At 70.9% G+C, this 13,506-nt stretch carries 10 protein-coding genes; 5 read left to right on the top strand and 5 right to left on the bottom strand.

Features of this window, described 5'->3' with window-relative positions:
* Positions 1-2 precede the first annotated feature (2 nt).
* The 5 genes from cas5e to cas3 all read right to left on the bottom strand — a co-directional run bounded on the left by cas5e (position 3) and on the right by cas3 (position 8,195).
* Positions 3-803: a type I-E CRISPR-associated protein Cas5/CasD gene (gene cas5e, locus MHW47_RS04185; RefSeq protein ID WP_239221242.1), complete on the bottom strand. Its 801-nt coding sequence runs from the start codon at positions 801-803 to the stop codon at positions 3-5.
* On the bottom strand, positions 800-1,981 hold the full coding sequence (gene cas7e, locus MHW47_RS04180) for a type I-E CRISPR-associated protein Cas7/Cse4/CasC (protein ID WP_239221241.1): 1,182 nt from the start codon (positions 1,979-1,981) through the stop codon (positions 800-802). The genes cas5e and cas7e overlap by 4 nt, the downstream gene beginning before the upstream one ends.
* Before the next feature lie 144 nt (positions 1,982-2,125).
* Entirely contained in the window at positions 2,126-3,301 is a 1,176-nt protein-coding gene (gene casB / locus MHW47_RS04175; protein WP_239221240.1) for a type I-E CRISPR-associated protein Cse2/CasB, read from the bottom strand.
* On the bottom strand, positions 3,298-4,986 hold the full coding sequence (gene casA, locus MHW47_RS04170) for a type I-E CRISPR-associated protein Cse1/CasA (protein WP_239221239.1): 1,689 nt from the start codon (positions 4,984-4,986) through the stop codon (positions 3,298-3,300). The genes casB and casA overlap by 4 nt, the downstream gene beginning before the upstream one ends.
* A 305-nt stretch (positions 4,987-5,291) precedes the next feature.
* Complete coding sequence (gene cas3, locus MHW47_RS04165; protein WP_239221238.1) at positions 5,292-8,195, bottom strand: CRISPR-associated helicase Cas3'; 2,904 nt, start codon at positions 8,193-8,195, stop codon at positions 5,292-5,294.
* A gap of 279 nt (positions 8,196-8,474) precedes the next feature.
* Between cas3 and MHW47_RS04160 the strand changes: the two genes are divergently transcribed.
* The 5 genes from MHW47_RS04160 to MHW47_RS04140 all read left to right on the top strand — a co-directional run.
* A complete protein-coding gene (locus MHW47_RS04160) occupies positions 8,475-8,615 on the top strand; it encodes a hypothetical protein (protein ID WP_239221237.1) in 141 nt (46 codons plus the stop codon).
* A 254-nt stretch (positions 8,616-8,869) separates the two neighbouring features.
* Positions 8,870-9,397: a GNAT family N-acetyltransferase gene (locus MHW47_RS04155; RefSeq protein WP_239221236.1), complete on the top strand. Its 528-nt coding sequence runs from the start codon at positions 8,870-8,872 to the stop codon at positions 9,395-9,397.
* 47 nt (positions 9,398-9,444) lie between these two features.
* Positions 9,445-10,083: a hypothetical protein gene (locus tag MHW47_RS04150; protein WP_239221235.1), complete on the top strand. Its 639-nt coding sequence runs from the start codon at positions 9,445-9,447 to the stop codon at positions 10,081-10,083.
* A 440-nt stretch (positions 10,084-10,523) separates the two neighbouring features.
* Positions 10,524-11,048 (top strand): hypothetical protein, encoded by a 525-nt coding sequence (locus MHW47_RS04145; protein ID WP_239221234.1) that lies wholly within the window; start codon positions 10,524-10,526, stop codon positions 11,046-11,048.
* Positions 11,049-11,466: 418 nt separating this feature from the next.
* Positions 11,467-13,506, top strand: a 2,040-nt coding sequence (locus MHW47_RS04140; RefSeq protein WP_239221233.1) for a hypothetical protein, incomplete at its 3' end; no start/stop codon positions are given.

The following is a 13,506-nucleotide window of genomic DNA, read 5'->3' as shown; positions in this document are numbered from 1 at the left end:
GGTCACCAGCCCAGGAGGGCGAACGGGTCGTGGCCGGACCGGCCGGTGGGGCCGGTGTCCCGCGCGGACTGCGGTGGCTCGGCGTGTCCGGTGGGCACGGAGACCCACAGATGGCGCACGGCGCGGCGGCCGAAGGTGGTTCCGGTCTTGAGGTCGTAGGTGTCGGGGACGTCCACGGCGAGGTGGTCGCCCGCCGGGTCCTCCACGGTGGCCTCCAGGGACACGGTGGCGTCCCGGACTTGGCTGCGGCGGTACGGGCCCGCCTGCCACGGCACCCGTTTCAGTGCCTCCTCCAGATCGGTGTCGGGGCGCAGACCGAGGCTGACGGGGCCGGTGGGCGGGCAGGAGCGGCGGCCCAGGGAGAGCGGGTGGACGGGATGCCGGACGGCCTTCTCCAGGCCCGTCAGGAGGGGCTTCGGGCCGCGGAGGGCCACGACGAAGACGGCGTCCTGGAGGTAGAAGCGCTGGGTGACGCCTGTGTACTTGGCGGGTGTGGTCCGGGTCTGCTGCCCCTTGGCGTTGGTCTTGGCCGACAGCAGGGGCACCCCCCGGTAGTCGCTGTACGTGTGGTAGTCGCGGAGCAGGGAACCGGGCTGATCGGCACGGACGCCGAGCCGGAGTCCGACCAGATCGGCGATGGACGCCGCACGGTCGCGGCCTTCGGCGGCGGCCAGGAGGCCGAGGACCCCGGACTTGGTGGGTTGGGGGCGTGTTTCGCGCCGGTTGTAGCGGGAGGGGCCGCCCCACGACTGCAAGGGGGCGGCGAGCCGCAGCAGCAGGACCGCGTACTCGGTGCCGGTCATCGGGCACCGGCCTCCGCGCCGTCGCCGGCCACAGCCGCCGCTCCGCCGTCGAGCCAGTCGCCGACCAGGGCGCCCAGGGCATCGAGGAGGGCGGGGAAGGACAGGGAGGGGCCGAATGCGTCGGTGACCTTGTCCTTTTCGGCGGTGTAGGTGGCCAGCGTACGCAGTGGCTTGTTGCCCCAGGTCTCGCCGACCTTCGTGAGTTCTTCGGCGAGCTGGACAGCGGATTCTTCGGCGAGGCCGGTGGTGCCGGTGACGGGCTCCTCGTAGGCGGAGACCAGGTTGACCGGCTGGTCGGTGCGGACGGTCAGCAGGACCAGGTGGGGCAGGGTGCGGTGGGCGAAGGAGTTCTGGTGTCCGGTGGGCATGGAGCGTGCGAACGCCTCGACGAAGCGGACCGCCGTGTCCCGGGTCTCGGCGGTGTCGGAGAGGTTGTCGCGCAGCTGGTGCACGCCCAGGACCGCGTACCGGTACAGGGTGGAGGAGTTGAACTCGACGGTTCCGATCATCCCGGCCCCGTGGTCCTCGGTGTTCTCGTCGTCCACCGCGGTGAAGTAGTCGAACTCGGTACGCACGGCGTGGGTGGACAGGGCGTGCGCGACCTGCACGGAGGCGTCCACGTTCAGCGCGGGCAGGTCGGCGACCATGCGGCCGAAGAGCGCGACCTCCGCCGGGTGCCCGGTGGACAGCGTCCCGACGACGGGGAGCTTCTTCACCTCCGCCTTCAGCTCGTCGTCGGGCAGGGCGGCGAGTTCGGCGGCACGGCCGTCGAGCGCGGCCACCAGGTCATCGAGCTGCTTCTTGCCGAAGAACAACAGGTACGCCGACTGGTCGTCCTTCTTCGCCGACTTGGCGATCCCGAGCGGTTCGAGAAGAGCGGTGGCCAGACGGTCGGCCGGCTCCGCGTCGAGGCCGGCTCCGCCCTCGTCGGCGGACCGGGCGAGCCGCTCGGTGAGCAGGGTGGCGATGCGCTTGGTGCGGGTGGCCCGGTCGGCCTCGGGCACCTGCCGGGCGTACTCGGTGCGGGTGGCCCGCTTCCACGCCTGCGAGGAGACGCGGGCGCGCCGGGCACCACCGAACTGGGCCTGCTTGGGGGTACCGCTGTCGTCCCGGTTGACGTTGGACGGCGGCAGGCTCTGCAGGATGTGGACCTCGACGAACAGGTGCGGCTGGTTCATGGCACAGCTCCTAGAAGGCGTGGGGCGCCGCCCATGGCGGCACCCGGGTGTGAGAGGCGAAGCAACGGGGCGTACGCGGGGTTCCTTCGGGGCGTCCCGCATACGGCGCCGGAGCGGCCGGGCGGCCGTCTCCGGTCGGTGGATTCAGGACTTCTTCGCGGTGTTCGCGGTCTTCGCGGTATGGAAGTCGCGCTCCCAGCGCCGGCGACAGGCCGCGGCGTCCGGACGACTCGGGTCGTCCCAGAAGCGCAGGGCTTTGCGGAGCAGGTCGTAGTCGAGTCCGATACCGGCTTGGTTCAGCAGCGGTACGAGCGAGCGCAGATGCATGACGAGTTCGTCGAAGTCGTCGGAGGTGAGCAGGACGCCGAAGCGCCGTTCCAGTGCGGTGGTGGCGCCTGTGCCCATGCCCTCCGCCGTCTTCTTGGCAAGGAAGCCGACAGCGGTGCCCGGGCTGTGGCCCTTGACGTGCATCCGGTGCTCCTGGGCCTGCTGATGACGGGCGAAGAGGGTGAGCGCCGCGTGTTCGGCCTTCAGATCCGGTGTGAGGTGTCCTGCATCGCGCCGGTTCGACGTCATGCGGGTGCGATGGAACGCCCACATGGCGGGCACCGTGCCCGCCTCCCGCCCGATGCCCGAGCGCAGCGCGGCCAGCTCTGCGGCGGCGTCCCGGCTCCTGGGGTCGTACGTCACCCAGTACGGTGCGGACGCGCTGTCGGCGTCGGAGCGCCGCGCACCCTCGTCACCGGGTGGGGCGGGAGTGCCGGGGTCGGTGCACTGGAGGCCCCAGGCCCGCAGCGTACGGTCCCGCTCCGGGCCGTCCCACTGCTGCAGCTCGAAGAGCAGCCGCCTGTAGTCCAGGCCGATACCTGCCTGCCGCAGCAGGGGCACGAGGCGCTGGAGGTGCTGCGCCAGTTCGTGCACGTCCTGGGCGGAGGCGGCCGCGAGCAGCCGCCGTTCCCGAGCGGGCCGGGCCTGCGGCTCCATGCGCCACAGCCGCAGGAACGCGGTGCCAAGCCCGTTGCCTGGCTGGTGGACGGGCTCGGACGAGGCGTGCTGGTGCAGACCGAACAGGGTCAGTGCGTAGTGCTCGGCGACGTACGAGCGCGGGAGGCTGTCCAGCTCCTCGTCCCGGAGGAAGACGCGGTGGACGGATCGCATCGACGCGACGGAGCCCGGCTCCCGGCCCACGCCTTCGCGCACGGCCCGGAGCTTTCGCACCACGTACTCGGAGAATTCCGGAGGCTGTCCCGCCCGCCGCTTCGCGTCCCAGTCCTCGGCAGCCTCCTCCCAGAAGAACGGACGTGTCCGGGTGGACGTCATGCCGCGGCCTCCTCTGCCTCGGTGCCGTGTCCGGCCGCGATCCGTTCCAGAATCGCGCCGAGTTTCGCCTGGAAGTGACCGACGGCCTTGCCGCTGCGGTACACGAACTCCTTGTCACCGCTCCTGACCGTGCGGCCCACGACGGCGCGCGGGGGGACGGCCGCGAGCAGCAGGTCGGCTTCCCTGTCCGCGGCGATCCGCAGGGACTGCTCCCAGGCGAGCTGGGCTCGTTCGAGGAGGTCGCCGTCGTCCCCGACGGTCCGCAGACCGACGAGGAGACGCCGCATGATCCCGTCGAGGGAGTGGAGGAACGCGGCGGATGGCCTGCTGCCCTTGTCCCTGGGCAGCGGGTCACCGCCCGCCGCGCGCCGCAGATCGTTGTTGAGACCGTCGAGCGCCCGGGCGACCTGGTCCGCCTGGTCGACGCACTCCAGCAAGGCCGCGCGCAGCCACTTGTCCTGGGCGAGGAGCGCGTTGACCGGCAGGGGCACGTCGTCACCGATCGCGTTCTCCACCACGGCGGACTGCGTGCCGTACTCCAGACCCGAGGTCTCCGCACCGAGTGGGTATCCGTGGGGAAGCACCTGATCGGCCTGGAGGTCCCCGATCTGCCGCAGCAGCGACGAGGTGTAGGGGCCGTCGCCCTGTTCGGGCAGGGTCATCGCCAGGAGGGTGCTCAGCCCTTGCCACGCCGCCCGGCCCGAGGTGTGCCGGCGGGGCCGCTGGTGCGGCTGGTCCTTCTTCGGCTTGGCCGTGTGCTGCCACGCGGTGTGCGGCTCGTCCTGGGGCGTCCGTGTCAGCCGGTCACCGGCGGACACGATGACCCGGTTCACCCGTACCCCCGACTCCGTCTCGCAGGTGAACAGGCGCACCCGGCGCGACTGGAAGGTCAGCAGGTCCAACAACCCGCTCGCCGGGCGCTGGGACCAGGCCGGGCTTGCCGGTGACGTGCAGCCGAGGCTTGCCGGGCGCTCGTCCCAGGCCCACTGCGGCCGGTCGTCGGCCTTGAGGCCGTCCGGCACGATCGGGGTGTTCAGCAGCAGCGTGTCGTACAGCGTCGCTCCGGTGGGGACGACGACACCGAACTGGCCGAGCGGGCCGGTGGGGTTGCCGGTCGTCTTGCCCTTGCTCGCCTGCGGGTCGCCCTCGGCGCCGGTCTTGATCGACGCCGTGTCCCAGCAGTGCACGTGGAGCAGCCACAGCGCGGCCTCGCCCGGCGTCAGCAGCAGGTCGTCCGACTCACTCAGCGCGCTGAACAGGGGCACGTTGTTCCCGGACGCCACCGAAGGCACCAGTTGCGCGGCGGACTTCGTCTCCCCGTTCAGCGCGGTCAGCCCTGCCACCTGTGCGAAGGGGCGCTCCGGGCCGAAGAGCCGGAACCGGTCGCCGTACCGCTCGGGGCCCAGGTACGCGCCGAGGCGGGCGCGTTCCTCCTCGGAGAACCGGCCCCGGCGGAACCGCTCGCCCCATTCCTGCCGGCTCCTCGGCATCCCCAGCGCATCGAACATGACCGGCAGCAGCAACTGGCGTAGCACCACTGGTGTCATGGTGTGCACCGGAAGTTCCAGGCGTCGGATCCGATGCGCGTCGAACAACAGGTCGAGCAGACCGGATTGTCGCGTGGAGCCGTCCACATCGACCGCGGTCAGCATCGTGCCGTGGACCAGGTCTCCATTGACTTCCATGGCGCTTTCTCCTCTCCACGACGTGCCCTGCCCCTGTCCTCCAGGTGGGAGGGTTGGCGGGGAGACGATGCCTCCCGAGCCTCTCTCCCCGCCGATCACCACATTACTCCAACTGTCAATTCTCGCAACTCGCCCACCTCATCCCGGTGACTGCTTCAGCTTCCGGAGCTATAGGCCATAGGCCAGTACTCTTTGCCTGTGCGTGTGGAGCGTTCCTTCTCCCCGCAGCGCCGGGGGTGTTCCCTGTCAGTTCTCAAGGTGGTCCCCGCACGGGCGGGGTCGAGGGAATCCGGGACGCTCCACCCTCACCCCCACTCGATGAGCAGGCCCAGCACGTCGTCGTACGAGACCTTGTGCGTGCCGAGGACCGCCGTACCGTCCTCCTCCAGGACCAGCGCCGGCCGGTACGTGAGCCATGGGCGGTTGACCCACGCCGGCAGCGGGCGCAGTTCGGCCTGAGCGGCTTCGGTGAGCCCGGCCGGGAGGCGGATGATTCCGCCCATCAATCGGTCGGTCACCTCGTCGTCGTCCACCTCGCCGTGGATACCGAGCCAGGTGCCGTCGTACGCCCGGTAGCCGCCGGGAACGCGATGGACGATCACCGCCTCGACGGTCGGTTCGCCGTCCCGGACGACGGCGTCGAGCTGCTCCTGGGTGGCGACCCGGCTGCCCGCGTAGTGAAGGCCCTCAAGCGTGGGGAAGGCCCATTCCCGCTGACGACACAGAAGGAACTCCCCAGCCTTGTCCTCCCGCTTCCACTCCTTCGCCTCCCACTGTTCCAGGGCTTCGGTCTCGTGCCAGCCGGCCGGGCAGACGCCGTCGCCGCCGTAGGCGCGGGCCACCAGCTCCGGCACGTCGGCCGGGATGCTCCACCCGTTCCCCCGCGTACGCGCACTCCGCGCATCCGGGGCGGCCGAGAGCGAGCCGGCGGCCTCCTCCACGAGGACTGCCGCCCGCAGCAGGGACCACCTGCCGTAAATCTTCTCCGAAGCCTTGAGGAAGCGCGGGACTCCGTCCTGTCCCGCCGCCGCGCCCGTGACCAGGACCCTCGGCACGCGGTGGGTGTCGGGACGGCGGGTGCCGCTGTGGCGGTGCAGTCGGCCGATGCGTTGCAGGAGCAGGTCGGTGGGGGCCAGGTCGGTGATCAGGACGTCCGCGTCCACGTCGAATGACTGCTCCGCGAGTTGCGTGGCGATCACCACCATGCGCTCCGGCCGATCCGAACCTGCCTTCGGCCCCATCAGACGCAGGCACTCCGCCGTCCGGTCGGCGCGGTGGGCGGCGCACATGCGCGCGTGCAGCAAGTGCAACTCGCCGTCGAACCCGGCCTCGCGCAGGCCGTCGTGGATCGCCTGGGCGCGGGCGACCTGGTTGACCACCACCAGGACCACTCCGCCGTCCGCGACGGACTCACGTACCGCCCGCACCACCCGCGCACCGGGGACATCGGTGTCGGGCAGCCAGGCGAGCTCCACAGGCATCGACGCGCGCCAGGACGGCACGGCCTCGCGGGATGTCTCGGCGACGGCTCGGCCCTCCACGCCGTAGGCGACCGTGACGCACGGGTACCCGGCGGGTTCCGGAACCGGCTGGTGCACGTCCGCCGTACCCAGGACGCCGGACAGGTAGGCGTCCACGAAGAGCTGCCGCTGCGCGGGCGGCAGGGTCGCCGAGAGCAGCACGATCGGAACCCCCGCCTGCCCGAGCCAGCGCAGCGCCTCCACGAGGAACTGCCGCATGTAGACGTCCGCCGCGTGGACCTCGTCGACGATCACGACCTTGCCTGCGAGCCCGGCGAACCGGAGCATGACATGGCGGGTGCGGGTCGCGGCGTGCAGCAGGTGGTCCACGGTGCCGACGCCGAACGCGGTGAGCAGCCCCCGCTTGTTGTCGAGGAACCAGTGGGCGGGGCCGTCCGCCTCGGAGGAGGGAACGTCTCCGGTCGACGGTACGGCCGAGGCCATGCCGAAGTCGGCGTCCTCGCCGATGCTCCCGAAGTCGTCGTACGCGTCCAGGGCTCCGAGGTCGGCTTCCTCGCCCGCGCAGGCGCACTCGTCGGTGTCCGGGCGGGCCTTCCCCTCCCAGATCGCCCGCCACCAGGCGTTGAAGCGCCGGCGTCCGTGGAGGAGCGCGACCTGCGACTCGAGCTCCGGGTCGAACGTACGCACCCACTGCAGGACCTGCTCGTACATCGGGTCGCTCGTGGCCTGGGTGGGCATCGCGACGAACACGCCGTCGAGCCCGAAGCGCGCTGCCAGGACCTCTGCGGCAGCGAGGGCGCCCTTCGTCTTCCCCTCCCCCATGGGGGCCTCCGCGACCATGAGCCCCGGCACCGGCATCGACCACGCCCGCTCCACCAGTTCCCGCTGCGAGGCGCGTGGCGCCACCCCCAGCCGGTCGGTCAGCGGCGCCAGCCGGGTGCCCGGCAGCGGAAGGCCCTGCCACCCGCCGCGCAGGCGTAATTCGTCCCACCACGACTCCATGCGGCGCTGGGCTTCGTCCAGCGAGACCTGGCCGGCATCTGCCAGCCCTCGGCCTGTGCGGCCGCCACTCGCGATCCAGTCCGCCATGACGATCAGCCCCGACAGCGCGAGTTGCTCCGCCTTCCGCAGGGCGCCCACGGGGCGTACGTCCGCCAGGTCCTCGAACCCGATGGCACGGGTGAACACGTCGACCACCGCGCGCTGCGCCTCGGCCCACTCGGGCCCTTCTCCCTCTGCCCCTCGGTACGGCGGCTCGATGCTCTTGACGGACGGAAACGTACCGTGGTGCCCCGCCACCAGGGGCCACACCCACGCGGCGGCTTCCTCGCTCCCCCATTCGGCAACCAGTCGAGGCTTGAGCAGGGCGGCCCCGGCGACATCGTGACGCCACCGCTTCCCCCGATTGGCCGGCTGCCGCCCCCACGTCAGCCCCGCCGCCCGCACGGGGGCGGCCTCGATCGGGTCCATGGCCTGAAACGCCGGGCACGCCTTGCCGCAGTCATGAATGCCGCACACCCACATGAACCACAGGCGGCCCCGGCCCTCGCTGATCTCATCGAGCCTGCGCCGAAAGGCCGGCGAAAGGTACCGGTCCCACATGAGCCCGGCTACTGCGGCCGTGTCCAGCAGATGCCCGATCAGCAGATGCGTGCGTCCGCCGTTCCTGGCCGCGGACTTCCCCCAGAGCCGCGAAACCCGCTCCACGACGTCAGGCGCCAGCCCCATGCTCCTCATGAGCTGCACCACAGAAGACCGGTGATTAACCATGGAAATCATCCCTTCACGTACGTCCTGGCACACTAGGCGGTGCCACTGACAACGCCCCTGAGCAAGCCGCAGCGGAGCCAAGATGCAGGTAAAGGAAATCCGCCTCACTTGCTAGCATCACCGCAGGTCAGGAAGTGTCGTCCCCGCGCCTGCGGGGGTAGTTCCTGGTGGTGGCCTGTCGGGCCTCGCCGGACGGGGCGTCCCCGCGCCTTCCACCGCGACGCACCCGTCCTCGTGGTGGACGAACCGGCCGCCGCACTCGGCGCCCGCGCCGGGCACCGGATCTGCACCCGTCTGAAGGACCTCGCCGAGGGCAGGGCCATGGTGTTCAGCACGCACCGGTTGGCCAACACCCGCCGGATCATCGACCTCGACTAAGGCCGGATCTCGGAGGCGGGCACGTACGACGAGCTGCGGGATCGGCTCTTGCCCGGGCGGGGCGTGACGGCACTCGCACCGGGCCCCGGCTCGCCCAGCAGTGCCGTGGCCAGGGTGTGGGGACTCTTGACGATCGTGCGGTGGGCGTGGGCCGGGGCGCGGAGCGGTTCAGTCGGGTGGGCCCCGGGGGGGTGCCCGGGTCTGTCTGCATAGGCTGGCTGTCTCATACGACGCCCCGCTACGAGGATCAGCCCATGCGCAGCAGCACCAGGATTCGTCTGATCGAGCCCGACGACGCCGCCGTGATCGCCGCGCATCGGGTGCGTGACGTCGAGGCGTTCCGGCCGTGGGAACCGGACCAGCCGGCCGCATTCTTCACCCCGGAGGGACAGGCGGAGCGGATCGACGGCCTGCTGGCCGGGTACCGGGCCGGCTCGGTCTGGCCGGGCGTGGTGCTCGCCGAAGGCGAGGTCATCGGGCAGATCACCGTCGGCGGCATCCTGCCGCAGCCGTACCTGCGCCGCGGCTCCATCGGATACTGGATCGCCAGCACCGCCCAGAATCAAGGGCATGCCGGGCGCGCCCTCGGACTTGTCCTCCGGGTGATGACGGACGAACTCGGGCTGCACCGTGCCGAGGCGTCCACCAATCTGGACAATCTGCCGTCGCAGCGGGTACTGCGCCGCAACGGGTTCAGCCCGTACGGCGTCGCTCACTCCTCGATCTATCTCGACGGGAGCTGGCGGGACGGGTTGCTGTGGGAGCGCATCCTCGGCGACTGAGACACCCTTACCCCCTTCCGGCTTCTCCAACAGACAGGTGAGCAACCGTGGGCGCAGCGCACCCGCTCCTGACGTTCTTCATGGCCGCCGCCGACGGCCGCTTCCCGCCGGCCGACGGCCGGGTGACGGTGCTGCCGCCCCTGGCCGGGGGACTTGAGTGCTCGGTCGCCTTCACCGGCCACGCCGTCGTCGCCACCGCCCTGGCCGGCCAGGCCGTACACGCCCAGGAACCGGACGGCTTCGGTGCCTCGCTCTCACCGGATTTCCTGCGGCACCTGGCCGGCCCGAAGGGCTGGATCGACGTCATCGACGTGACGCTCATGGCCCGTGGCACAGGGGGCCCGTCGCGTCTGGCAGAGCTGACCGACGCAGACGACCATCCCCGCGTCCGCCATGCCCGCGAGCTGCGGACGAACGTCAAGGTCTACGGCGACGAGCGCGGCCTCATCACCCTGGCCGACGGCCTCGCCGGACGGCGTGAGCTGAGCATCGAACTCCGCGACGTTCAGGACGGCGGCCAAGGACACGGGCGGTCGCTCCTCGCCGACGCCCTGGCCCTCGTACCGGAAGCCGACCCGGTCTTCGCCGCCGTCGCCCCCGGCAACGCCCGCTCCCTCCGGGCCTTCCTCGCCTGCGGGTTCACCCCCCTGGGCAGCGAGGTCCTGCTACGTCCCGAACGGGGATAGCCCGACCGTGCCCGCCAGGAACAGAATCTCCACCGCTCGCAGCTGCCGGTGAGTCAGTCGGCCGTGTAGGTCGGCGCCCGGATGCGCGGTGTCGGCGGCCCGTGGCGGGCCGTGGATGTTCATGTGTCCCTACAGGGCGTCTGCCAGGAACACCGATGACGGTTCGTATGTCCGTCGGCGGCGGTTCCGGGCCCGGGTGGGTTGGGGTTCTCGGAATTCGCCATTGAGGGTGTCGCGCTTACCCGCGGTAGTGGTGCGTGGGGCAACTCTCCGCTATCGGGTCGCATCATGGTGTTATCGTGCGACGACTTCCCTCCGGGCCGGTGTGTGAAGGTGGTCGCACGGGTCCTTCACCTTCTGATCGCTTTCAGCCACATCACGTACACAGTGAGGTGCGGGGTGCAGACGGTGTGTGCGGGCCGTGCTTACTCTCCCGGGCCATGAGACTCACTCGCACGAGACGCCTCGGTCTCGCCGCAATCGTCGCCGTCGCCCTCTCGCTCTTCGGCCTGGCGCCCACCGCGAGCGCCGCCGATCCGGCCGCTCAGCTGTCGTTCACGACCGACGCGGCCACCACCACGCCCGGCGGCACGGTGAACCTGTCGATGACGATCAAGAACAACCAGACGTACGACATCTGGTTCATCTACCAGACCATCGATCCGACCTGGCTGACCACCCAGCGCCCCGACCTCAAGTACAGCTTCACCGGGTGCAGCCTGGCGACGGCCGCCGGGGCCGTGCCGTGTTCCGGGGTCGGGCCGGCCGACCTCGGGGGCAACTACGGGACCACCATTCCGCCAGGTCAGAGCCGTACCGTCACCCTGACGCTGCAGGTCGCCGCCGACTCCGGCTGCAACGGCAACATCGGCTTCTACTCCTACTTCTACGCAGAGTTCAGCGACAGCACCAACATCAGCGGCGGTCCGGTCTACACGCCCGAGACCCGCGTGCTGTGCGCGTGATCGCGCCCCCTCGCATCCCGGGCGGTGCGTGCCCCCGCTGAGCGGGAATCGCCCGGGAGGACGGCGGCCGGCCCCAGTTCCACGCCGGCCGCCGTCGGCATGCCGCCCGGCGGTGACTCGATCCGGCCGCACCGCGTTTCGGCCTCTTGGTCTAGCCCACTGGCACCGCTCACCCGCCCGTCCAGGGGCGGGCCCACCACGGTCAACAGGCACGACCAGCTTGTCGGATTGATCGAGACATATGCTTTTCCGTCAAGTTTCCCGACAGTCACACAAAGGCTCCACGCGGACCCCCATGATGTGACTCGACGGATGCGTCAACGACCGTCGCCCCGAAGGGGCGGCGGCACGGTCATGGGGTGGGGCAGGCTCTGGCAGGAGTCCGACCTCCCCTGCCCTGGGGAGGGAATTCCACCGCATGAAGCGGACCAATCGCACGACCGCGCTCCTGGTGGGCGCGCTGATGGCGACCTTCGGGTTACCCGTGGCCACCGCCCAGGCGGACGATCCGGCACCGCGCGTCGATCTGCGCGTGCTCGTCGTGAGCGACGGGGGGCCCTCCACCGACGCCATCGCCGCCGAGCTGGAGAACGCCGGGACGCCGTACACCGAGGTCGACCTGAACGACTCCGGACGGGCGGTGATCGACGCGGGCTTCCTCGCCGACACCGTCGACGGCCGGCCGCGAGCGAAGTACCAGGCCGTCGTCCTGCCCAACGACAACCCCTTCCCGACGGGCTCCGCCGAGATGGCGGCCCTCGTGGCCTACGAGCAGGCGTACGCGGTCCCCCAGGTCGACGCCTACACGTACGCCCGGCCGCAGGTGGGGCTCAACGCGGCGGTCGGCACCGGCTACGCCGGCAGCGCCGACGGGATGCGGGCCGAGGTGACGCAGGCGGGCAAGGCCGGGCCCTTCGGCTACCTGGAAGACGCGGTGCCGTTCGAGGACAACTCCCCCACCGTGGGCGAGTCCTACGCCTACCTGTCGGCACCGGTGACGGGCGCCGACTTCACGCCCTACGTCCAGGCGACGATCCCGGGGAGGGCCACCAAGGGCTCCCTGGTGGGCGAGTACCGGCACGACGGACGGCGGGAACTCGTCGTCACCTTCGTCTACAACCGGTACCAGCAGCAGTTCCGGCTGCTGGCCAGGGGCATCGTGGAGTGGATGACCGGCGGGGTGCACCTCGGCGCCGACCGCAACTACTTCGCGGTCCACGTGGACGACGTGTTCGCCGCCGACGACCGCTGGGACACCGACCTCAACTGCACACCCGGTGACGTGGACTGCCAGCCGGGCGAGGGCACCCCGGACCCGATCCGCATGGTCCCGGCCGACGTCGATCACGCCCTCTCCTGGCAGAACAGCCACGGCTTCACCCTCGACCTGGCCTACAACGCCTCCGGCAGCGCCGACCACCGCGAGGACAACGGCGGTCAGGACCTCCTCGCCGACAAGCTCATCACCGAGAAGAACCGGTTCCGCTGGATCAACCACACCTACACCCACGCCTTCCTCGGGTGTGTGCAGGACATCAGCGTGGTGCCGTGGAAGTGCGCGACGAACCCCGACGGCTCCACCCGGTGGGTCAGCCGGAACGACATCGTCGACGAGATCGCGACCAACGAGGCGTGGGGTGTGGCGGCCGGACTCCCGCTCGACCGGAAGGAGTTGGTCACCGGCGAGCACTCCGGTCTGAAGGTGTTGCCGCAGCAGCCGGTGGACAACCCCAACCTGCCGCTCGCCCTCGCCGACACCGGCGTCCAGTGGCTGGGCTCGGACAACTCCCGTGACCCCGTGCAGCGCCAGGTCGGCCCCGCCACGACCGTCTCCCGCTACCCGATGAACATCTTCTACAACACCGGGCGGGCGGCGGAGCAGGTCGACGAGTACAACTGGCTGTACACCAGCCGGGCCCAGGGCGGCAGCGGGATCTGCGAGGACAACCCCGCCACCACCACCTGCCTGGCCGCGCCGCTGGACGTCACCACCGGCTACACCGACTACATCGTCCCGCTGGAGACCCGGATCGCCCTGGGCCACGTCCTGTCCAACGATCCCAAGCCGCACTTCATCCACCAGGCGAACCTCGCCGAGGACCGCATCGCCTATCCGGTGCTCGACGGTGTACTCGACGGCTACGCCGACCTGTTCACCGCCGACACCCCCGTGGTCAACCTCCGCATGAAGGACATCGGCAGCGAGATGCGGCGCCGTGCCGCCTGGCGCGCCGCCCTCGACGCGGGCCAGGTCACCGCCTACCGCATCGGCGACGAGGTGACCGTGCGGGCGCCCGCAGGTGTCGCGATCACGGCCACCATGCCCGCCGGCACCCGGCACGACGGCACCGGCTTCGGGTCCGCCTACGCCGGCCGGGTCTCCGGCTGGACCCCGGCCGCCACCGGCCTGCCCTACACCCTGGACCTGCCCCCGTCCGCAGCCGCACCGGCCGCGGCG

The organism is Streptomyces sp. OfavH-34-F (assembly GCF_022347745.1).
Classification (GTDB): Bacteria; Actinomycetota; Actinomycetes; order Streptomycetales; family Streptomycetaceae; genus Streptomyces.
The sequence above is the reverse complement of the archived record's forward strand: the minus strand, read 5'-3'. Positions and strand labels throughout refer to the sequence as shown.

Bases quoted from the DNA above. Each gene is read 5' to 3' on its own strand.
- MHW47_RS04155 (WP_239221236.1), top strand. From the start codon at position 8,870: ATGCGCAGCAGCACCAGGATTCGTCTGATCGAGCCCGACGACGCCGCC.
- cas3 (WP_239221238.1), bottom strand. From the start codon at position 8,195: ATGGGGCTGGCGCCTGACGTCGTGGAGCGGGTTTCGCGGCTCTGGGGG.
- casB (WP_239221240.1), bottom strand. From the start codon at position 3,301: ATGACGTCCACCCGGACACGTCCGTTCTTCTGGGAGGAGGCTGCCGAG.
- cas7e (WP_239221241.1), bottom strand. From the start codon at position 1,981: ATGAACCAGCCGCACCTGTTCGTCGAGGTCCACATCCTGCAGAGCCTG.
- MHW47_RS04145 (WP_239221234.1), top strand. From the start codon at position 10,524: ATGAGACTCACTCGCACGAGACGCCTCGGTCTCGCCGCAATCGTCGCC.
- cas5e (WP_239221242.1), bottom strand. From the start codon at position 803: ATGACCGGCACCGAGTACGCGGTCCTGCTGCTGCGGCTCGCCGCCCCC.
- casA (WP_239221239.1), bottom strand. From the start codon at position 4,986: ATGGAAGTCAATGGAGACCTGGTCCACGGCACGATGCTGACCGCGGTC.